At 69.1% G+C, this 19,920-nt stretch carries 16 protein-coding genes and 1 pseudogene; 11 read left to right on the top strand and 6 right to left on the bottom strand.

Features of this window, described 5'->3' with window-relative positions:
* The 3 genes and pseudogenes from LPC04_RS13020 to LPC04_RS13010 form a co-directional block, all read left to right on the top strand.
* A pseudogene (locus LPC04_RS13020) lies at positions 1-124 on the top strand (electron transfer flavoprotein subunit alpha/FixB family protein); the annotation flags it as partial.
* A 71-nt stretch (positions 125-195) separates the two neighbouring features.
* The gene (locus tag LPC04_RS13015; protein WP_275682647.1) at positions 196-1,986 is read left to right on the top strand and encodes an acyl-CoA dehydrogenase; all 1,791 of its coding nucleotides are present in this window, start codon (positions 196-198) and stop codon (positions 1,984-1,986) included.
* Positions 1,987-2,000: 14 nt separating this feature from the next.
* On the top strand, positions 2,001-2,966 hold the full coding sequence (locus LPC04_RS13010) for an NAD(P)H-dependent flavin oxidoreductase (protein WP_275682675.1): 966 nt from the start codon (positions 2,001-2,003) through the stop codon (positions 2,964-2,966).
* 7 nt (positions 2,967-2,973) lie between these two features.
* Here the strand turns inward: LPC04_RS13010 and LPC04_RS13005 are convergent, their stop codons facing one another.
* From LPC04_RS13005 to LPC04_RS12995, 3 genes are all read right to left on the bottom strand, one after another.
* The gene (locus LPC04_RS13005; RefSeq protein WP_275682646.1) at positions 2,974-3,603 is read right to left on the bottom strand and encodes a cupin domain-containing protein; all 630 of its coding nucleotides are present in this window, start codon (positions 3,601-3,603) and stop codon (positions 2,974-2,976) included.
* Between the two features lie 104 nt (positions 3,604-3,707).
* Positions 3,708-4,115: a hypothetical protein gene (locus tag LPC04_RS13000; protein ID WP_275682645.1), complete on the bottom strand. Its 408-nt coding sequence runs from the start codon at positions 4,113-4,115 to the stop codon at positions 3,708-3,710.
* A gap of 78 nt (positions 4,116-4,193) precedes the next feature.
* On the bottom strand, positions 4,194-4,514 hold the full coding sequence (locus LPC04_RS12995) for a hypothetical protein (RefSeq protein ID WP_275682644.1): 321 nt from the start codon (positions 4,512-4,514) through the stop codon (positions 4,194-4,196).
* A 255-nt stretch (positions 4,515-4,769) separates the two neighbouring features.
* Here LPC04_RS12995 and LPC04_RS12990 point away from each other — a divergent pair, with 255 nt between their 5' ends.
* From LPC04_RS12990 to zapE, 4 genes are all read left to right on the top strand, one after another.
* Positions 4,770-7,628, top strand: a complete 2,859-nt coding sequence (locus LPC04_RS12990; protein ID WP_275682643.1) for a 2-oxoglutarate dehydrogenase E1 component — start codon at positions 4,770-4,772, stop codon at positions 7,626-7,628.
* Between the two features lie 93 nt (positions 7,629-7,721).
* Entirely contained in the window at positions 7,722-8,987 is a 1,266-nt protein-coding gene (gene odhB / locus LPC04_RS12985) for a 2-oxoglutarate dehydrogenase complex dihydrolipoyllysine-residue succinyltransferase (protein ID WP_275682642.1), read from the top strand.
* A gap of 13 nt (positions 8,988-9,000) precedes the next feature.
* Positions 9,001-10,428 (top strand): dihydrolipoyl dehydrogenase, encoded by a 1,428-nt coding sequence (lpdA, locus tag LPC04_RS12980; RefSeq protein ID WP_275682641.1) that lies wholly within the window; start codon positions 9,001-9,003, stop codon positions 10,426-10,428.
* Between the two features lie 94 nt (positions 10,429-10,522).
* The gene (gene zapE, locus LPC04_RS12975) at positions 10,523-11,623 is read left to right on the top strand and encodes a cell division protein ZapE (RefSeq protein ID WP_275682640.1); all 1,101 of its coding nucleotides are present in this window, start codon (positions 10,523-10,525) and stop codon (positions 11,621-11,623) included.
* A gap of 9 nt (positions 11,624-11,632) precedes the next feature.
* On the opposite strand, the gene LPC04_RS12970 is transcribed toward zapE, so the two are convergent.
* The gene (locus LPC04_RS12970; RefSeq protein WP_275682639.1) at positions 11,633-12,457 is read right to left on the bottom strand and encodes a HoxN/HupN/NixA family nickel/cobalt transporter; all 825 of its coding nucleotides are present in this window, start codon (positions 12,455-12,457) and stop codon (positions 11,633-11,635) included.
* 140 nt (positions 12,458-12,597) lie between these two features.
* Here LPC04_RS12970 and LPC04_RS12965 point away from each other — a divergent pair, with 140 nt between their 5' ends.
* On the top strand, positions 12,598-14,673 hold the full coding sequence (locus tag LPC04_RS12965; protein ID WP_275682638.1) for a TonB-dependent receptor: 2,076 nt from the start codon (positions 12,598-12,600) through the stop codon (positions 14,671-14,673).
* A gap of 37 nt (positions 14,674-14,710) precedes the next feature.
* Here LPC04_RS12965 and LPC04_RS12960 read toward each other — a convergent pair whose 3' ends face one another.
* Entirely contained in the window at positions 14,711-15,478 is a 768-nt protein-coding gene (locus LPC04_RS12960; RefSeq protein WP_275682637.1) for a PP2C family protein-serine/threonine phosphatase, read from the bottom strand.
* Between the two features lie 46 nt (positions 15,479-15,524).
* Here LPC04_RS12960 and LPC04_RS12955 point away from each other — a divergent pair, with 46 nt between their 5' ends.
* Positions 15,525-15,728, top strand: a complete 204-nt coding sequence (locus tag LPC04_RS12955) for a YdcH family protein (RefSeq protein ID WP_275682636.1) — start codon at positions 15,525-15,527, stop codon at positions 15,726-15,728.
* Positions 15,729-15,756: 28 nt separating this feature from the next.
* Entirely contained in the window at positions 15,757-17,736 is a 1,980-nt protein-coding gene (locus LPC04_RS12950; protein WP_338055442.1) for a DNA repair helicase YoaA, read from the top strand.
* 157 nt (positions 17,737-17,893) lie between these two features.
* On the opposite strand, the gene LPC04_RS12945 is transcribed toward LPC04_RS12950, so the two are convergent.
* Positions 17,894-18,697, bottom strand: a complete 804-nt coding sequence (locus LPC04_RS12945) for an outer membrane protein assembly factor BamD (RefSeq protein ID WP_275682635.1) — start codon at positions 18,695-18,697, stop codon at positions 17,894-17,896.
* A 60-nt stretch (positions 18,698-18,757) separates the two neighbouring features.
* Here LPC04_RS12945 and LPC04_RS12940 point away from each other — a divergent pair, with 60 nt between their 5' ends.
* Entirely contained in the window at positions 18,758-19,762 is a 1,005-nt protein-coding gene (locus tag LPC04_RS12940) for an RluA family pseudouridine synthase (protein WP_275682634.1), read from the top strand.
* The last annotated feature ends 158 nt before the right edge of the window (positions 19,763-19,920 follow it).

The following is a 19,920-nucleotide window of genomic DNA, read 5'->3' as shown; positions in this document are numbered from 1 at the left end:
GAAGGACTCGAAGGTGATCGTCGCGATCAACAAGGACGAGGAAGCGCCGATCTTCTCGGTGGCCGACTACGGGCTCGTCGCCGACCTGTTCGTCGCCGTGCCCGAAATGATCAAGGCGCTGTAAGCGCGCCTGCAGCGGAAGACCCCAGGGGCGCTCGCCAGAGGCGCCCCTTTTTTTGCCAGTTGGAGACTGAAATGACCTACCGCGCCCCCGTCAAGGACATGCTCTTCGTGATGAAGGAGCTGGCCGGCATCGACGAACTCACGAAGCTGCCCGCGTTCGAGGACGCGGGCTACGACACCGCGCAGGCGGTGCTCGAGGAATGCGCCAAGTTCAACGAGGACGTGGTCGCGCCGCTCAACGTCGAGGGCGACCGCAATCCGTCGACCTTCAAGGACGGCAAGGTCATCGCCACGTCCGGCTTCAAGGAAGCATTCAAGCAGTTCGGCGAGGGCGGCTGGCAAGGCCTGCAGCATCCGACCGACTTCGGCGGCCAGGGCCTGCCCAAGCTGATCGGCGCGGCCTGCGGCGAGATGATCAACTCGGCCAACGTGAGCTTCGCGCTGTGCCCGCTGCTGACCGACGGCGCGATCGAGGCGCTGCTGACCGCCGGCTCCGACGAGCAGAAGCAGACCTTCCTGCCCAACATGCTCTCGGGCAAATGGACCGGTTCGATGAACCTGACCGAGCCGCAGGCGGGCTCCGACCTGTCGCTGGTGCGCACCCGCGCCGAGCCGCAGGCCGACGGCACGTACAAGATCTTCGGCACCAAGATCTTCATCACCTGGGGCGAACACGACATGGCCGAGAACATCGTCCATCTCGTGCTCGCGCGCGTGCAGGGCGCGCCCGAGGGCGTGAAGGGCATCTCGCTGTTCATCGTGCCGAAGTTCCTGGTCAACGCCGACGGTTCGCTGGGCGCGCGCAACGACGCCCACTGCGTCAGCATCGAGCACAAGATGGGCATCAAGGCCAGCCCGACCTGCGTGCTCCAGTTCGGCGACCACGGTGGTGCGATCGGCACGCTGGTCGGCCAGGAGAACCGCGGCCTCGAGTACATGTTCATCATGATGAACGCGGCCCGCTTCGGCGTCGGCGTGCAGGGCATCGCGGTGGCCGAGCGTTCGTACCAGCACGCCGTGGCGTACGCGCGCGACCGCCTGCAGTCGCGCCCGGTCGACGGCTCGATGAACAGCGCCGCGCCCATCATCCACCACCCCGACGTGCGCCGCATGCTGATGACGATGCGCGCCTACACCGAGGCCTGCCGCGCGATGGCGCTGGTGGGCGCGAGCGCGTTCGACGCGGCGCACGAGCATCCCGATGCGGCCGTGCGCGCCGAGAACCAGGCGTTCTACGAGTTCATGGTGCCGCTCATCAAGGGCTATTCCACCGAGATGAGCATCGAGGTGGCCAGTCTCGGCGTGCAGGTGCACGGCGGCATGGGCTTCATCGAGGAGACCGGTGCCGCGCAGTACATGCGCGACTCGAAGATCCTGACGATCTACGAAGGCACCACCGCGATCCAGGCCAACGACTTCGTCGGCCGCAAGACCGCGCGCGACGGCGGCACCGCCGCCAGGGCGATCGCCGCGCACGTCGAGCCGACGGAGCAGGCGCTGGCCGCCTCGTCGAACGCAGACGCCCAGGCCTTCGGCAAGCGCCTGACCGCCGCGCGCGAGGCCTTCCTCGACGCCGTCGGCTTCATCGCCGGCAACACCAAGTCCAGCCCGAACGCCGCGTTCGCCGGCTCGGTGCCGTACCTGATGCTGGCGGGCAACCTCGTCGGCGGCTGGCAGCTCGGTCGCGCGCTGCTCGTCGCGCTCGACAAGCTCGCCGCCGGCGACGACACCGCCTTCATGACCGCCAAGATCGCGACCGCGCGCTTCTACGGCGACCACATCCTCAGCAAGGCCCCTGGCGTCCGCGACTCGATCGTCGACGGCGCCGCCGGCTGCCTTGCCATGCCCCTCGAAGCCTTCTGAACATGAACATGTCCATGACCCGCCGTCCGCTCCCCGCCGCCCTCAGCAAGCTGCGCCTGCCCGTCATCGGCTCGCCGCTGTTCATCATCAGCAACCCGAAGCTGGTGATCGCCCAGTGCCAGGCCGGCATCGTCGGCTCGATGCCCTCGCTCAACGCGCGTCCCGCCGAACTGCTGGACGAGTGGCTCGCCGAGATCACCGAGACGCTGGCCGCCTACGACAAGGCGCATCCCGAGGCTCCGTCCGCGCCGTTCGCGATCAACCAGATCGTGCACAAGAGCAACGACCGCCTCGAGCACGACATGCAGGTCTGCGCGAAGTACAAGGTGCCCATCGTCATCACGTCGCTGGGCGCGCGCACCGACGTCAACGACGCGGTGCACTCGTGGGGCGGCATCGTGCTGCACGACATCATCAACAACGCCTTCGCGCACAAGGCCATCGAGAAGGGCGCGGACGGCCTGATCGCGGTGGCCACGGGCGCCGGCGGCCACGCGGGCGTCAAGAACCCGATCGCGCTGATCCAGGAGATCCGCGAATGGTTCGACGGCCCGCTGGCGCTGTCGGGCGCGATCGCCACCGGCGACGGCGTGCTGGCCGCGCAGGCGATGGGCGCCGACTTCGGCTACATCGGCTCGGCCTTCATCGCCACCGACGAGGCGCGCGCTTCCGAGGGCTACAAGCAGATGATCGTCGCCTCCACCAGCGACGACATCGTCTACTCCAACCTGTTCACCGGCGTGCTGGGCAACTACCTGCGCGGCTCGATCACCGCGTCCGGCCTCGACCCCGACAACCTGCCCACCAGCGACGCCAGCAAGATGAACTTCGCCGGTGCCGGCGCGGCCAAGGCTTGGAAGGACATCTGGGGTGCGGGGCAGGGCGTCGGCGCCGTGAAGAGCATCGTGCCGACCGCGCAGTACGTGCAGCGCCTGGCCGACGAATACGCCGCGGCCCGCGCGCGTCTCGCGCTCGCCTGAGCGCGCGTCACGCCTGCGCGCGCGCCTCGCGCGCGGGGCGGCGCGCCTTCAGGTGGCCGCTGCGCACCAGGATCAGCGTGGGCGTCTCCACGAACGGCGAGTGCCAGGCGCCCGGGTGCAGCCGGATCCAGCTGCCGGCCGGGTGCTGCTGCGCTTCGAGCAGCTCGCCCTTGACGACGAAGATCTCCTCGCCGCCCGGATGCGCGTGATGGCGCGTGCGCGTGCCCGGCTGCCACAGGACCAGGCTCAACGCGTGGCCCGCGGTGCACAGGTTGGCGATCAACATGCCAGGCGTGCGGCCCTCGCGCCACGGGCGCTCGTCGCGCGTCACGGTGATCTCGTCGCAGCGTGCGCCGGACGCGTCACGGTACGCAAACACCTGGGCGCCGGCCGGGCCCGCGCACAGCTCGGCGCCGCCGTGGCGTATCGCGAAGTCGCCGCCTTCAAGCACGCGGCCGGCGCCGATGTCGACCGTGCCGTTCAGCACCAGCAAGTCATGGCAGGCGTCGGCGGCGAGGCGCGCGCCTTCGTGCGGCCCGAGCACCATCACGCCGCTCCACAGCGGGTCGTGGGCGTCGGTGAACGGGACGAGGCGGCTCGAGACATCGAGCAGGTCGACGTGGGCGTGTTCGATCATGCGGAAGGCTGGGTCCGGAAGCGTGCTCGACGTTGGATCGGAGGATACCGCACGGCGTATGGGGTCGCCGTGTCTCGTCGGCATTGAAGCGCTTCGCGGGCCGCTCAGGGCTTGAGCGCGCTGCCTAGCCGCGTCAGCGGCGGCTGGGCCGCGAGCCAGCGGCGGGCGGCGGCCTCGTCGGCGAACGCGCAGGTCTCGTAGAGTCCGCGCAGGAACGATTTCGGGCCCGGCTGGGCCAGCGGCGCCAGGCGCGCATCCGTCGTCAGCACGATCAGGTAGATGTTCGGATTGGTGTAGCGCGCGCCGTAGCGGATCGCGGCGATCGGGTCGATGGCCTCGCGATCGATCGAATGGCCGTCGATCGCGAGCAGGTCCTTGATCACGAAGCGCAGGTCGTCGAAGCGCGGGTCGGCGCAGATCTCCTCGGCCGAGCGCACGTACTCGCCGGCGCTGACGGTGCCGGAGAAGCGCGTGCAGACCCCGCGGGATTCCCAGACGTTCGAGTACGGCATGGCCCCCTCATTTCCGCGCGCGGCCCGGTGCGGCGCTGCCTGATGTTGATCCAGCCCGGCCGGGCTGGCAAGGTCGAGCTAGGCGGACTCGACGACCAGGCTGCTGTCGCACCCGCTCGCCGCCGAGATCCAGCGCCGGGCCAGCCGGCTGACCAGCGGCGCGAGAACGCCCGGCAGCCGGGGCAACGCCGTCCCCGGCGCGTCGACCAGGCCGCAGCGGTAGAGTGAGGCGTCTGAATTCCACAACAGTGCGGCGCAGGCACCGGTCCGGCGGCCACTGACGAGCACTCCGATCGGGCAGGGCTCCGCCGCGCAGCAGACGCCGCAGCCGTTGCAGGGCGCGGCTTCGGGCGGTTTGGCCGGGGCGGCGGGGTGGAGTCGGATGACCTGGCGGGACATGGGTTGCGCGACTGTGACAGAAGCCCGCATCGTCGAGTCGGCGGAGAAAGTCCACGTTTCCGTGGCAGACCGGGTCCGGCAGCATCTCAGGGTAAGTGCTACATTCATGGTCTGAAGAGTACCCAGTCCTTCTGTGTCCCCTTGCTGGCCCCACAGCAGCAGGGCGTTTGCAATCCGCCAACCGGCTGAGCCGGGCCGCGGAAGGTTGATCAACCCATCGTAGCTTCGGAAACCGAAGCGAAAGGTGAGCGAAAGATGATGGAACAAAGCAGGTCCAACTCCTACCTGTTCGGCGGCAACGCGCCCTACGTGGAGGAGATGTACGAGGCCTATCTCGAGAACCCCGGCTCCGTGCCGGACACGTGGCGCGCCTATTTCGACGCGCTGCAGCACGTTCCTGCCGCCGACGGCTCCGACTCCCGCGACGTCCCGCACGCGCCGGTGATCGAGTCCTTCGCGCAACGCGCCAAGGCCAATGCGTTCGCCGTCAAGGCCAGCTCGACCGACCTCGCCATCGCGCGCAAGCAGGTCCACGTCCAGTCGCTGATCGCCGCCTACCGCTTCCTGGGCTCGCGCTGGGCCGACCTCGATCCGCTCAAGCGCACCGAGCGTCCGCGCATCCCCGAGCTCGATCCGGCGTTCTACGACCTGACCGAAGCCGACATGGACATCACGTTCTCGGCGACGAACACGTATTTCTCGACCAACGAGAACATGACGCTGCGCCAGATCCTGCAGGCGCTGCGCGAAACCTACTGCGGCACCATCGGCGCCGAGTACATGCACATCACCGACCCCGGTGAGAAGCGCTGGTGGCAGGAACGCATCGAGGCGATCCGCAGCAAGCCCACCTACAACGCCGCGGAAAAGAAGCACATCCTCGACCGCCTGACCGCGGCCGAAGGCCTCGAGCGCTACCTGCACACCAAGTTCGTCGGCCAGAAGCGCTTCTCGCTCGAAGGCGGCGAGAGCTTCATCGTCTCGATGGACGAGCTGGTGCAGCGCGCCGGCGTCAAGGGCGTGCAGGAAGTCGTCATCGGCATGGCCCACCGCGGCCGCCTGAACGTGCTCGTCAACACGCTGGGCAAGATGCCCAAGGACCTGTTCGCCGAGTTCGACCACACGGCGCCGGAAGACCTGCCGTCCGGCGACGTCAAGTACCACCAGGGCTTCTCCAGCGACATCACCACGGCCGGCGGCCCGGTGCACCTGTCGCTGGCGTTCAATCCCTCCCACCTCGAGATCGTCAACCCGGTGGCCGAAGGCTCGGTCAAGGCGCGCATGGATCGCCGCGGCGACGCCAAGGGCCTGCAGGTGCTGCCGGTCATCGTCCACGGCGACGCGGCCTTCGCAGGCCAGGGCGTGGTCATGGAGACGCTGGCGCTGGCGCAGACGCGTGGCTACTACACGGGCGGCACGGTCCACCTGGTCATCAACAACCAGATCGGCTTCACCACCTCCGACCCGCGCGACACGCGCTCCACGCTGTATTGCACCGACGTCGTCAAGATGATCGAGGCGCCGGTGCTGCACGTCAACGGCGACGATCCGGAAGCGGTCGTGCTGTGCACGCAGCTCGCGCTCGACTACCGCCAGCAGTTCAACAAGGACGTGGTCGTCGACATCGTCTGCTTCCGCAAGCTGGGCCACAACGAGCAGGACACGCCCAGCCTGACGCAGCCGCTGATGTACAAGAAGATCGCGGTGCACCCGGGCACGCGCAAGCTCTACGGCGAGAAGCTGGTCGCCCAGGGCGTGCTGCCGGAGTCGGGCCCCGACGACATGGTCAAGGAGTTCCGCGCCGCGATGGACGCCGGCCGCCACACGCGCGACCCCGTGCTGACCAACTTCAAGGGCAAGTACGCCGTCGACTGGTCGCCGTTCCTGCACAAGAAGTGGACCGACGCCGCCGACACCGCGCTGCCGGTGGCCGAGTTCAAGCGCCTGGCCGAGCGCATCACGACGATCCCGAGCAACTTCAAGCTGCATCCGCTGGTCGAGAAGGTGATCGCCGACCGCGCCGCGATGGGCCGGGGCGAGATCAACGTCGACTGGGGCATGGGCGAGCACATGGCGTTCGCATCGCTGGTGGCCAGCGGCTACCCGGTGCGCCTGTCGGGCGAGGACTCGGGCCGCGGCACGTTCACCCACCGCCACGCGGTGCTGCACGACCAGAACCGCGAGAAGTTCGACACCGGCACCTACACGCCGCTGCAGAACGTCACCGACAAGCAGGCGCCGTTCGTCGTCATCGACTCGCTGCTGTCCGAGGAGGCCGTGCTGGCCTTCGAGTTCGGCTATGCGTCGTCCGACCCGAACACGCTGGTCATCTGGGAAGCCCAGTTCGGCGACTTCGTCAACGGCGCCCAGGTGGTGATCGACCAGTTCATCGCCTCCGGCGAGGTGAAGTGGGGCCGCGCCAACGGCCTGACGATGATGCTGCCGCACGGCTACGAAGGCCAGGGTCCGGAGCACAGCTCGGCGCGCCTGGAGCGCTTCATGCAGCTGTCGGCCGACACCAACATGCAGGTCGTGCAGCCGACGACGGCCAGCCAGATCTTCCACCTGCTGCGACGCCAGATGGTGCGTGCGTTCCGCAAGCCGCTGGTCATCATGACCCCGAAGTCGCTGCTGCGGAACAAGGACGCCACGTCGCCGATGTCGGAGTTCACCAAGGGCGAGTTCCGCACGGTGATCCCCGAGCTCGACGCGTCGGTGGACGCGGGCAAGGTCAAGCGCATCATCGCCTGCTCGGGCAAGGTCTATTACGACCTGGTCAAGAAGCGCGCCGAGCGCAAGTCGCACGACGTCGCGATCATCCGCGTGGAGCAGCTCTACCCGTTCCCGCACAAGGCGTTCCAGGCCGAGGTCAAGAAATACGCGAACGCGACCGAGATCGTGTGGTGCCAGGACGAGCCGCAGAACCAGGGCGCCTGGTTCTTCGTGCAGCACTACATCCACGAGAACATGCTCGAGGGCCAGAAGCTCGGCTACGCCGGCCGTCCGGCCTCGGCATCGCCGGCCGTCGGCTACGCCCACCTGCACCAGGAGCAGCAGATCGCGCTGCTGGAGCAGGCGTTCGCGAAGCTCAAGGGCTTCATCCTGACCAAGTAAGACCTCGCCCGCCGGACGTGGCGCCTCGTTGCTTCGCCGACGGGGCCCGCCACGGCCCACGCACGCGTCCTCATTCACAAGAAGAGAAAATTCATGGCAATCGTAGAAGTCAAGGTTCCGCAGCTGTCGGAATCGGTGTCGGAAGCCACCCTGCTGCAATGGAAGAAGAAGGTCGGCGACGCCGTCGCCGTCGATGAGATCCTGATCGAGGTCGAGACCGACAAGGTCGTCCTCGAAGTGCCGGCGCCGTCCGCCGGCGTGATCGTCGAACTCACGCAGGCCGATGGCGCGACCGTCGCGGCCGAACAGCTGATCGCCAAGATCGACACGGCCGCCACCGCGGGTGCCTCGGCTCCGGCCGCGGCCGCGGCCCCGGCTGCGGCGCCTGCCCAAGCCGCCGCGCCGGCGCCCGCGCCCGCCGCTTCTGCTGCCGGCGGCAAGGGCGACATCGCGATGCCCGCCGCCGCCAAGCTGCTGGCCGACAACAACCTGAAGACGTCCGACGTCGCCGGCACCGGCAAGGACGGCCGCGTGACCAAGGGCGACGTGCTCGGCGCCGTCGCCGCCGGCACGAAGCCGGCCGCACCCGCACCGCTGGCCGCGCCTGCGCCCAAGGCCGCGCTGCCCGCGGTCGCCGCGCCCGTGATGCAGATGGGCGACCGCCCCGAGCAACGCGTGCCAATGTCGCGCCTGCGCGCGCGCGTCGCCGAGCGCCTGCTGCAGTCGCAGTCGCAGAACGCGATCCTGACCACCTTCAACGAAGTCGACATGGCCCCGGTCATGGCGCTGCGCAAGAAGTACCAGGAGAAGTTCGAGAAGGAACACGGCGTCAAGCTCGGCTTCATGAGCTTCTTCGTCAAGGCCGCGGTCGCCGCGCTCAAGCGCTACCCGGTGATCAACGCCTCGGTCGACGGCAACGACATCGTCTACCACGGCTACTTCGACATCGGCATCGCCGTCGGCTCGCCGCGCGGCCTGGTCGTGCCGATCCTGCGCAACGCCGACCAGATGACGTTCGCCGAGATCGAGAAGAAGATCGCCGAGTTCGGCCAGAAGGCCAAGGACGGCAAGCTGTCGCTCGACGAGCTGACCGGCGGCACGTTCTCCATTTCGAACGGCGGCACCTTCGGCTCGATGCTGTCGACGCCCATCATCAACCCGCCGCAGTCGGCCATCCTGGGCGTGCACGCCACCAAGGATCGCGCCGTGGTGGTCGACGGCCAGATCGTCATCCGCCCGATGAACTACCTCGCGATGTCGTACGACCACCGCATCATCGACGGCCGCGAAGCCGTGCTGGGCCTGGTCGCGATGAAGGATGCCCTCGAGGATCCTTCGCGTCTCCTGTTCGACATCTGAGGACGCGACCAACATGAGCAAGAACTTCGACGTCGTCGTCATCGGCGGCGGCCCCGGCGGCTACATCGCGGCGATCCGCGCGGCGCAGCTGGGCTTCAACACGGCCTGCGTGGACGAGTGGAAGAACGACAAGGGCGGCCCGGCCATCGGCGGCACCTGCACGAACGTCGGCTGCATTCCGTCCAAGGCGCTGCTGCAGTCGTCCGAGCACTTCGAGCACGCCGGCCATGCGTTCGGCGACCACGGCATCACGCTGAAGGACCTCGCGATCGACGTGCCCAGGATGCTGGCCCGCAAGGCCACCGTCGTGAAGCAGAACAACGACGGCATCGCGTATCTGTTCAAGAAGAACAAGGTGACGTTCTTCCACGGCCGCGCGAGCTTCGTGAAGGCGGTGGACGGCGGCTACGAGCTGAAGGTGGCGGGTGCGGCGGAAGAATCCGTCGTGGGCAAGCACATCATCGTCGCGACGGGCTCCAACGCCCGCGCGCTGCCGGGCGCGCCGTTCGACGAGGACAAGATCCTGTCCAACGACGGCGCGCTGCGCATCGGTGGCGTGCCGAAGAAGCTGGGCGTCATCGGCTCGGGCGTGGTCGGCCTGGAGCTGGGCTCGGTGTGGCGCCGCCTGGGCGCCGACGTGAAGATCCTCGAGGCCATGCCGTCGTTCCTGGCGGCGGCCGACGAGTCCATCGCCAAGGAGGCCGCCAAGGCCTTCACCAAGCAGAAGCTGGCGATCGAGCTGAACGTCAAGGTCACGAAGGTCGACTCCTCCGGCGACGGTGTGAAGGTTTCGTACACCGACGGCAAGGGCGCCGAGCAGGTGCTGGAGGTCGACAAGCTGATCGTCTCGATCGGCCGCGTCGCCAACACCATCGGCCTGAATCCCGAGGCCGTCGGCCTGAAGCTGGACGAGCGCGGCATGGTCGTGGTCGACGGCGAGTGCAAGACCAACCTGCCCAACGTCTGGGCCATCGGCGACGTCGTGCGCGGCCCGATGCTGGCGCACAAGGCCGAGGAAGAGGGCGTCGCGGTCGCGGAACGCATCGCCGGCCAGCACGGCCACGTCAACTTCAACACCGTGCCCTGGGTCATCTACACGAGCCCCGAGATCGCGTGGGTGGGCCAGACCGAGCAGGCGCTCAAGGCCGAGGGCCGCGAGTACAAGTCGGGCCAGTTCCCGTTCCTCGCGAACGGACGCGCGCGCGCGCTGGGCGACACGACCGGCTTCGTCAAGTTCCTCGCGGACGCGAAGACCGACGAGATCCTGGGCGTGCACATGATCGGCCCGATGGTCTCGGAGCTGATCGCCGAGGCCTGCGTCGCGATGGAGTTCAAGGCCTCGGCCGAGGACATCGCGCGCATCTGTCATGCGCATCCGTCGTTGTCCGAAGCCACGAAGGAAGCCGCGCTGGCCATCGACAAGCGCACGCTGAACTTCTAACCCGGTCACGGCCGGAGTCCATGCGGGCCAAGACCTCTCGCCACAAGCGATGAGGTTGCGGCCCGCAGTCATGTCCGCTTTCGAAGACGCCTAGATGCCCACGGTCACCGAGCTCTATCAACAAACGCTGGCCGAGCGCGGCTTCAAGGCCGACGACGCGCAGCTCAACGCCGTCGCCGCGCTGCAGCGCTGCGAGGACGAGTGGGTGGCGTACAAGTCGCGCCGCTCCAACGCGATCACCAAGATCCTGGTGCGGCCGCCGATCCCGCGCGGCGTCTACATGTACGGCGGCGTGGGCCGCGGCAAGAGCTTCCTGATGGACTGCTTCTTCCAGGCCGTCCCGCTCAAGCGCAAGGTCCGCCTGCACTTCCACGAGTTCATGCGCGAGGTGCACCGCGAGCTGCAGGACTTGAAGGGCATGGCCGACCCGCTGCAGGAGCTCGGGCGCCGCATCTCGCTGCGCTACCGGCTGATCTGCTTCGACGAGTTCCACATCTCGGACGTCACCGACGCGATGATCCTGTACCGGCTGCTGCTGTCGCTGTTCGACAACCGCGTCTCGTTCGTCACCACGTCCAACTTCAGGCCCGACGACCTCTACCCGAACGGCCTCAACCGCGAGCGCATCCTGCCCGCGATCGCCCTGCTCAACGAAAAATTGCAGGTCATCAACGTCGACGCCGGCACCGACTACCGCCGCCGCACGCTGACCGACGCCAAGCTGTACCACACCCCGCTGGGCCCGGAGGCCGATGCCGACATGGCCGCCACCTTCGACCAGCTCGCCGAGGCGCGCGACGAGGATCCGCTGCTGCACATCGAGCACCGCGAGATCCGCGCACGCCGGCGCGCCGGCGGCGTCGTGTGGTTCGACTTCAAGCAACTGTGCGGCGGCCCGCGCTCGATGAACGACTACCTCGAGCTGGCCACGCAGTTCCACACGCTGATGCTGTCGGACGTGCCGCAGATGTCGCCGCGCCTGGCGGCCGAGGCGCGACGCTTCACGTGGCTCATCGACGTGCTCTACGACCGCCGCGTCAAGCTGGTGATCTCGGCCGAGGTGGCGCCCGAGGATCTGTACACCGACGGCCCGCTCGCGCACGAGTTCCCGCGCACGATCTCGCGGCTGCGCGAGATGCAGTCGCAGGAGTACCTCGAGACCGACAAGCGGGACGTCGACACCGGGCTGACCTGAACGCCTGGGTCAGACCATCGTCAGCGGCGCCGCGCGGCGCGCCAGCGCCAGGCCGGCCAGGAAGCTCGCGCCGACCAGCGCGACGATGGCCAGCGCCAGCAGCGCCGCGTGCAGCTCGGCCCAGCTCGCGACCGCGGGCGACATCTGCGCCGCGGCGCCGAGCGCCGCCGTGCCCAGGCTGATGCCGCTGATCGCGACGCACATCACGCGGGACGCGCGCGCCGCGCCCGCGCCCGGGCGCTGGATCAACCGCGCGACCCACCAGCCGTTGAGCCCGTCGGTGACGATCATGCCGACGACGAACGCGCCGGCCAGCAGCGCCACCGCCGCCAGCCCGTGGCTCGCGGCGCCGGTGGCCGCCATCAGCGCGGCCTGGCTGACGGTGTCGAACGAGGCGGCGAACAGCACGCCCACGCCGAAGACCGCGCGCCGGCTGCACGCGCGCAGCGCGCGGTCGAACAGGCGGCTGCGCCAGCCCGTGGGCGCGACGGCCGCGCCGGGCGCCGTGCGCCGCCAGGCCACGAGGTTGAGCGTGCCGAGCAGCACCAGCATCGCGATCGAGGCCCAGGCGCCGAACGGCTCGAGCCAGCCGGGCGTGGTCCAGGCGTGGGCGCCGAGCGCCACCGCGAAGGCCACCGCGATCACCACGGCGCCATGGCCGAGCGAGAACCACAGGCCGGTGCGGCGCGCCAGCACGGGCCGGGCCTCGGCGTTGCAACGCGTCATCGCGTCGATGGCCGCGAGATGGTCGGCGTCGACGCCGTGGCGCATGCCCAGCACCCCGGCGACGACGGCGAAACCGAGCAGTTGCGAAAGCGTGTGGGCGGTGTTCATGAGGCTGCACGACTATAGACTGCCGCCCGCATGCATGAGGCATGCCATGGAGGTCGGGCAGGCGCTGCATCCGCGCCGGTGCCGTCCCCGTATACCTCGCAGGCGTCCGATGCTTGGCCGTCGCCGCTTTCCTGGATCCCATGACACGACGCCCCGACAAACCGCTGATCGCGACCGCGCTGAGCCTGGCCTGCGGCCTCGCGTGCGCGCAGGCCTCTCCGGCGGGCGCGCCGGAGCTCGTCGCGAGCGTCCAGCGGGTCGAGGTCGACGGCCACTACGCCAATGGCGTCGGCACCTCGGACGCCGCCTCGCAGGGCACCGTGCGCGGCGAGCGCCTCACCGACCTGCCGCTGCTGCGCCCCGGCGAGGTGCTCGAGACCGTGCCGGGCCTCGTCGTCACGCAGCATTCGGGCGACGGCAAGGCCAACCAGTATTTCCTGCGCGGCTACAACCTCGACCACGGCACCGACTTCGCGACCTGGGTCGACGGCGTGCCGATCAACATGCCCACCAACGCGCACGGCCAGGGCTACACCGACCTCAACTTCCTGATCCCGGAGCTGGTCGAGAAGATCGACTATCGCAAGGGCCCGTACTTCGCGGAGGACGGCGACTTCTCGTCGGCGGGGTCGGCGCGCATCCGGCTCGTCGATCATCTCGACCAGGGCCTGCTGAACCTGAGCGCCGGATCGAACGGCTACCGCCGCATGCTGCTGGGCGGATCGACGTCGCTGGCGAGCGGCCCGCGCGTGCTGGGCGCGCTCGAAGTGCAGCGCGACGACGGCCCGTGGACGACGCCGGAGGGCGTCCGCAAGTTCAACGGGCTGGTCAAGATCAGCGATGGCGACCATGCCCGCGGCTGGTCGGCCACGGCGATGGACTACACCAACCACTGGACGTCGACCGACCAGGTGCCGCTGTCCCTGATCCAGGACGGCACGCTGGGCCGCTTCTCCGCGCTCGACCCGACCGACGGTGGCAACAGCACGCGCGCGTTCGTCAGCGGCGAGTGGCACGCGCACGACGACCGCGGCTACACGAACTTGTCGGCCTGGGCGGAGCATTACAAGCTCAAGCTGTGGTCGAACTTCACCTACTTCGAGGACGACACGACCCGCGGCGACCAGTTCGAGCAGAAGGAGGCGCGCAACGTCGTCGGCGGCCAGGCGGTGCGCGGCTGGCAGCATGCGCTGTTCGGCAACGACTCGACGACCGAGGCCGGCGTGTCCGTGCGCCGCGACCACATCGACGTCGGCCTGCTGCATACGCAGGCCCGTATCCCGTTCGCGACGGTGAGCAACGACCATGTCGGCGAGACCGAGGTCGCCGCCTACGTGCAGAACACGACGACCTGGACGTCCTGGCTGCGCACGTTGCTGGGCCTGCGCGACGACCACGTCTTCATGGGCGTCAAGGCCCTGCAGGCGCCGGCCGACGGCGGCCATGCGTCGGGCAACAAGCTGTCGCCCAAGGTCTCGCTGATCCTCGGGCCGTGGGCGAAGACCGAGTTCTTCGCCAACGCCGGACGCGGTTTCCACAGCAACGACGCGCGTGGCGTCGTCGCGAATGCGGGCACGGCGGACGCGGTGCCGGCGCTGGTCGCGAGCAAGGGCGAGGAGCTGGGCCTGCGCAGCGAGATCGTGCCGGGCCTGCAGACCTCGCTGGCGTTCTGGCGCCTCGACAGCGACTCCGAGCTGGTCTATGCCGCCGACGCCGGCGACACCGAGGCCAACGGCGCCAGCAAGCGCCACGGCATCGAGCTGAACAACCACCTGGTGCTCAATCGCTGGCTGCTGGTCGACGCCGACATGGCGTGGACGCACGCGCGCTACGCCGACGCGAACGCGAACGGCGCGACGGGCAACTTCATCGGCAATGCGGTCGGCCGCGTCGGCCTGCTGGGCGTCACGCTGCACCAGCTCGGGCCGTGGTCGGCGGGGCTGGTCACGCGCTTCATCGGCGCGTATCCGCTGTCGCAGGACAACGCGCTGCGCGCACCGTCGGCCATCGTCAGCAACCTGCTGCTGCGGCGCGAGCTGACGCCGCGGGTGTCGCTGCAGCTGGACGTTCTCAACCTGTTCGACCGCAAGTTCTACGACATCGCCTACGAGCAGGACTACCGCGTCGCGCCCACGGCGCCGGTCGTTCCGAACGGCGTGACGGTGCATCCGGGCGAGCCGCGCGCATTCCGCGTCAGCCTGGACATCAAGCTCTAGCCGCCATGAAAAACGGCGCCGATCGGCGCCGTCTTCGTCAGGTGATCGCCTCGACTCTGACGAGCACCAGCGACAGGTTGTCGCCGGATCCGCGTGCGCGCTGCCGCGCCTTGCTGATCAGCATCTCCGTGGCCTCGCGCGGCGACAGTGCGTTGATGATGGCGCCGATCTCGCGTGCGGTGAGGTAGTGCCACAGGCCGTCGCTGCAGGCCATCAGCGAGTCGCCGATCTCGAGGAAGTCGATGTGGTTGAGTTCGACCGGCGGATCCTGCTGCGTGCCCAGACAGCCGGTGAGCAGGTTGGATTGCGGGTGCGTGTTGGCCTTTTCCTCGGTCAGGCGGCCCTCGTCGATCAGGCGCTGCACGTAGGAGTGATCCTTGGTGCGGCGCACCAGCTCCGCGCCGCGAAAGTGGTAGATGCGCGAGTCGCCGGCGTGCACCGTGTAGGCGTTGCGGTTGGGCATCACGAGGAAGGCGGCCAGCGTGCTGTGCGGCTCTTCCTCGGCGGTGATGGCCGTCAGCTTGATCATCAGGTGCGACTCGACGATCAGGTCGGTCAGCATCTTGGTGGGGTCGTCGCGTGCGGGCGAGAAGCGCTCGAACACCTGGCGCGCCGTCATCACCACCTGGTCGGCCGCGGTGCGCCCGCCGCTCTTGCCGCCCATGCCGTCGGCGACCAGGCCCAGCGCGCATCCGGGTATACGCGGGTGCACCAGCAGCTCGATCTGGTCCTGCTGGTAGGCGCGGTCGCCCTTGTGCAGGCCGGTCGAGGCCGAAATGCGGAAGCCTTGCGTGGTCGTGTTCATGACCGTCAATATAAACTGTCATCGCACCCGCCACCGGGCTTGCCTCATGAATGAATCCCTGCATTCCCCACAACGTCACCTGATCGAGCTGCGGATGGCCCATGCCGACCTCGACCAGCTGATCGACGCCGCCGGGGAGCAGGCCACGATCGACGAGCTGGCGCTCAAGCGACTGAAGAAGCGCCGTCTCATGTTGCGGGACCAGATCTCGCTCCTCGAAGCTGAACTCGACCCTCCCTCAAAAGCCTGAGACCGAAGACGTCCCGGGCACGCCCGATGTGCCCGCGCTGGTGCAGGCGACGCTGCGCGCGTTGTCCGCCGAGGGCCCGCTGGCGCGCGAGGACGACGCCTACCTGGAGCGCAGCGGCCAGCTGATGATGGCCGGCGCAGTGGCGCAGGCGATCGAGGATCGCTCGACACTGGTGGTCGAGGCGGGCACCGGCGTCGGCAAGACCTTCGCCTATCTCGTGCCGGTGCTGCTGGCCGGGCGCCGTGCGCTGGTCAGCACGGCGACGAAGAACCTGCAGGACCAGCTCTTCTACCGCGACCTGCCGCGCCTGACCGAGTCGCTGGGCGTGCCGGTGTCGACCGCGTTGCTCAAGGGCCGCTCGAGCTACCTGTGCCCGTATCGCATGGAACGCGCGCGCACCGAGGCGAGCTTCGCCGACCGGATGGCGATCCGCGCGCTGTCGCGCATCGAGACCTGGGCGCAGTCCACCGTGACGGGCGACCTCAGCGAACTGGAAGGTCTCGACGAGCGCTCCGAAGTCATCCCGCTGGTGACGTCCACGCGCGAGAACTGCCTCGGCAGCGAGTGCCCGAAGTTCGCCGTCTGCCCGGTGATGAAGGCGCGCCGCGAGGCGATGGCGGCCGGCGTCGTCGTCGTCAACCACCACCTGTTCTTCGCCGACATGGCGTTGCGCGAGGGCGGGGTGGCCGAGCTGCTGCCGTCGGTGGACGTCGCCGTGTTCGACGAGGCGCACCAGATGGTCGACATCGGCGTGCAGTTCCTCGGCCAGACGCTGGCCACGGGGCAGGCGATCGATCTCGCGCGCGACCTCGTCGGCGCCGGCCTGCAGCAGGCGCGCGGGCTCGCGCCGTGGACGGAGCTCGCGGCGCGCATGGAGCTGCTCGCGCGCGAGGTGCGACTGGCCGCGGGCGGCCCGCGCGCGCACGCCACGGGCGGCGGCACCGGGAGCACGCGGCGGCCGTGGGACCAGGTTGAGGCCGAAGGGCTGTTGCCCGAGGCGCTCGCGGCGTTGGCGTCCCACTGCGCACAGCTGGTGGAAACGCTGGAGCCGCTGCAGGAGATCGGCCCCGACTTCACCAAGCTGCGTGGCCGCGCCGACGCGTTGCGCAGCCTGTGCGTGCGCTTCCAGGGCGGCGCGGCCGAGGGCCAGGTGCGCTGGGTCGACCTCACCACGCACCAGGCGCGCCTGGTCGAGTCGCCGCTGGACATCGGCGGCCCGCTGAGCGTGCAGCGCGAGGCGGTGCCGCGCGCGTGGATCTTCACGTCTGCGACGCTCGGCGATGACGCGGCGCTGACCTGGTTCTCCGAGCCCGCCGGCCTCGAGGACGCGCGCAAGCTGCGCGTCGACAGCCCGTTCGACTACGAGGCCAACTCCTGCGTCTACGTGCCGCCGCGCTTCGCCGCGCCGGCCGACGCGCACCACGCCGAGAGCGTCGGCCGCGCCGCCGCGCACTGCGCCGCCGCGCTGCGCGGGCGCACCTTCGTGCTGACGACCACGTTGCGCGCGATGCGCTCGGCCGCCGACGCGCTGCAGGCCGAGCTGACGAAGCTGGGCGCGTCGCTCGAGATCCTCGTGCAGGGCACGCTGCCCAAGCGCGCGATGCTGGAGCGTTTCGCGCGCGGCGGCTGCGTGCTGGTGGGCTCGCAGAGCTTCTGGGAAGGCATCGACGTTCCCGGCGACGCGCTGCAATGCGTGCTGATCGACAAGCTGCCGTTCCCGCCGCCCAACGACCCGCTGATCGAGGCGCGCGTCAAGCGCCTGCAGGCGCAGGGCCGCGACGCGTTCAACGACTGCTTCGTGGCCGAGGCGGCGGTGTCGCTGAAGCAGGGCGCGGGGCGGCTGATCCGCACCGTCTCCGACCGCGGCCTGCTGGTGATCTGCGACTCGCGCCTGCGCACCGCGCGCTACGGCGGCCGCCTGCTCGCCGCGCTGCCGCCGATGCGCCAGCTCGACGACGGCGGACAGGCGCTCGATTTCCTGCGCACGCTGGCGCTGAGCCACGACTAGCCAATCGACGCGCGGTTGCTGGCGTCGGAATTCTTCCCGGCGCTGCCGCTCGGATCCTTCAAGAGAAGTTCAAGGGAGCGGCGGAACCGGCTCTGCCGGGCCGCTCGCGGCCGGCCCCTCGGGGGCAGGGAGCGCCAGCGACCGTGGGGCCGTCATGTCACCAGAACTTCCACCAGGCCGACTTGGGCTTGGTGTCGGAGAACGTGCTGTCCGGGAAATTCTTGTTGAGGACGCGCTGGGCATCGTCGCGCAGCTGCGTCAGGCCCAGCTTGTCGTAGGACAGCACCATGACGTGCAGCGCCTCGGCCGTCGAGGCCGTCTGCGGGAACTCGATCACCGACTCCTTGGCGCGATTGGCGGCGGCCACGTAGGCGCCCCGGCGCATGTAGTAGTTGGCCACGCGCACTTCGTACTCGGCCAGCATGTTGACGGTGAAGTCCATGCGGATGCGCGCGTCCGGCGTGTACTTGGAGTCGGGGAACTGCTCGGACAGCTGCTTGAACGACTGGTAGGACTCGCGCGCGGCGGCCTGGTCGCGCTCGGCCAGGTTCTGGCCGGTGAACGTGCTCAGCCAGCCGAGGTCGTCGTTGAAGTTGATCACGCCCCGCAGGTAAAGCGCATAGTCCAGCGCGGGGCTGGACGGGTGGAGCTTGATGAAGCGGTCGATCGTGGCCAGGGCCTGCACCTTGTCGGCCGTCTTCCAGTACAGGTAGGCGAGCTCGAGTTGCGCCTGCTGGGCGAGAATGGAGCCCGCCGCCTTGCCTTCGATGCGGTCGAGCGCCTTGATCGCGCGGTCGTAGTTCGCGCCCTCGGCGTCGTCCATCGCGTCGGCGTAGAGCTTCTCCACCGGCGTGGCGGCGTCCTTCTCGGCCTGGGTCGTGCCGCAGGCCGCCAGTGCGGCGGCCAGGGAGATCGGCGCCAGGAGCGTGACGAGGCGGCGGAAGGCAATCGAGAAGGTCATTGGCAAGGCGCCTTGCAGCGCTGGGTCGCAGGACATGTTGGAAAGAAGCCCCGGAATTATATGAGCAGTGCCCCCACAGACATCGAAACGGACCAGCGGCCCGACGAGATCGAGCCCGACGACGACGCGTCCGAGATCCGCAGCCACGCCGTCACGCTGGCCCAGCACGGCGAGCGGCTGGACAAGCTGCTGACGTCCCTCGCGCCCGAGTTCTCGCGCGCCCACCTGCAGGGGCTGATCGCCGACGGCCGCGTGCAGGTCGAAGGTAAAGTTTCGTCCACGCCCTCGACGAAGGTGAAGGCGGGCTGGCGCGTGCAGGTCGAGCTGGTCAAGCCGGCGCAGGACCAGGCGTTCAAGCCCGAGGACATCCCGCTGGACATCGTCTACGAGGACGAGCACGTGCTGGTCGTCAACAAGCCGGTGGGCCTCGTCGTGCATCCCGCGGCGGGCAACTGGTCGGGCACGCTGCTCAACGGCATCCTGTTCCGCGACCCGAAGGCCGCGGCGCTGCCGCGCGCGGGCATCGTGCACCGGCTCGACAAGGACACGTCCGGCCTGATGGTGGTCGGGCGCACGCTTGAAGCCGTCACCGGCCTCATGCGCGACATCGCCTCGCGCGTCGTCAGCCGCAAGTACCTGGCGCTGGTGCATGGCCGGCTCAAGCTGGACCAGGACTCGATCGAGGCGCCGGTCGGGCGCGACCCCAAGGTGCGCGTGCGCATGGCCGTCGTCAACAGCGGCAAGTGGGCCAGGACCGACATCGACCTCGTCGCCTACGCCGAGGGCATCGGCGCGGTGCGCTGCACCCTGCACACGGGGCGCACGCACCAGATCCGCGTGCACCTGGCGTTCCGCGGCCATCCGCTGGTGTCCGACGAACTCTACGGCGGCCGCCCCGCGCTGGGCATGACGCGCCAGGCGCTGCACGCCGCGCACCTCGCGTTCAAGCACCCGGTCACCGGCGAGAAGCTCTCGTTCGACGCCACGCCGCCCGACGACTTCCGCCACGCCTGGGCCCACATCGTCGGCGACGACCTTCTCGAGGACTTCAGCGACGAGGAGTGAACCGGGAAACTCCGGACTTCGCCGCCGAGAGATATTCCCGGCGCCACGCACCAAAGCGGTTACAATGGGCCATTCCTCCTCCAGTCAGAGACTGCGTGACCCGCCGTGAAGGCGCCCGGTGACGCACCGGCCGGGGCAAGGAATGGGGCGATTTCCAA

This window comes from Scleromatobacter humisilvae, assembly GCF_023231945.1.
GTDB classification, from domain to species: domain Bacteria; phylum Pseudomonadota; class Gammaproteobacteria; order Burkholderiales; family Burkholderiaceae_C; genus Scleromatobacter; species Scleromatobacter humisilvae.
This window is presented reverse-complemented; position numbering and strand designations above follow the sequence as displayed.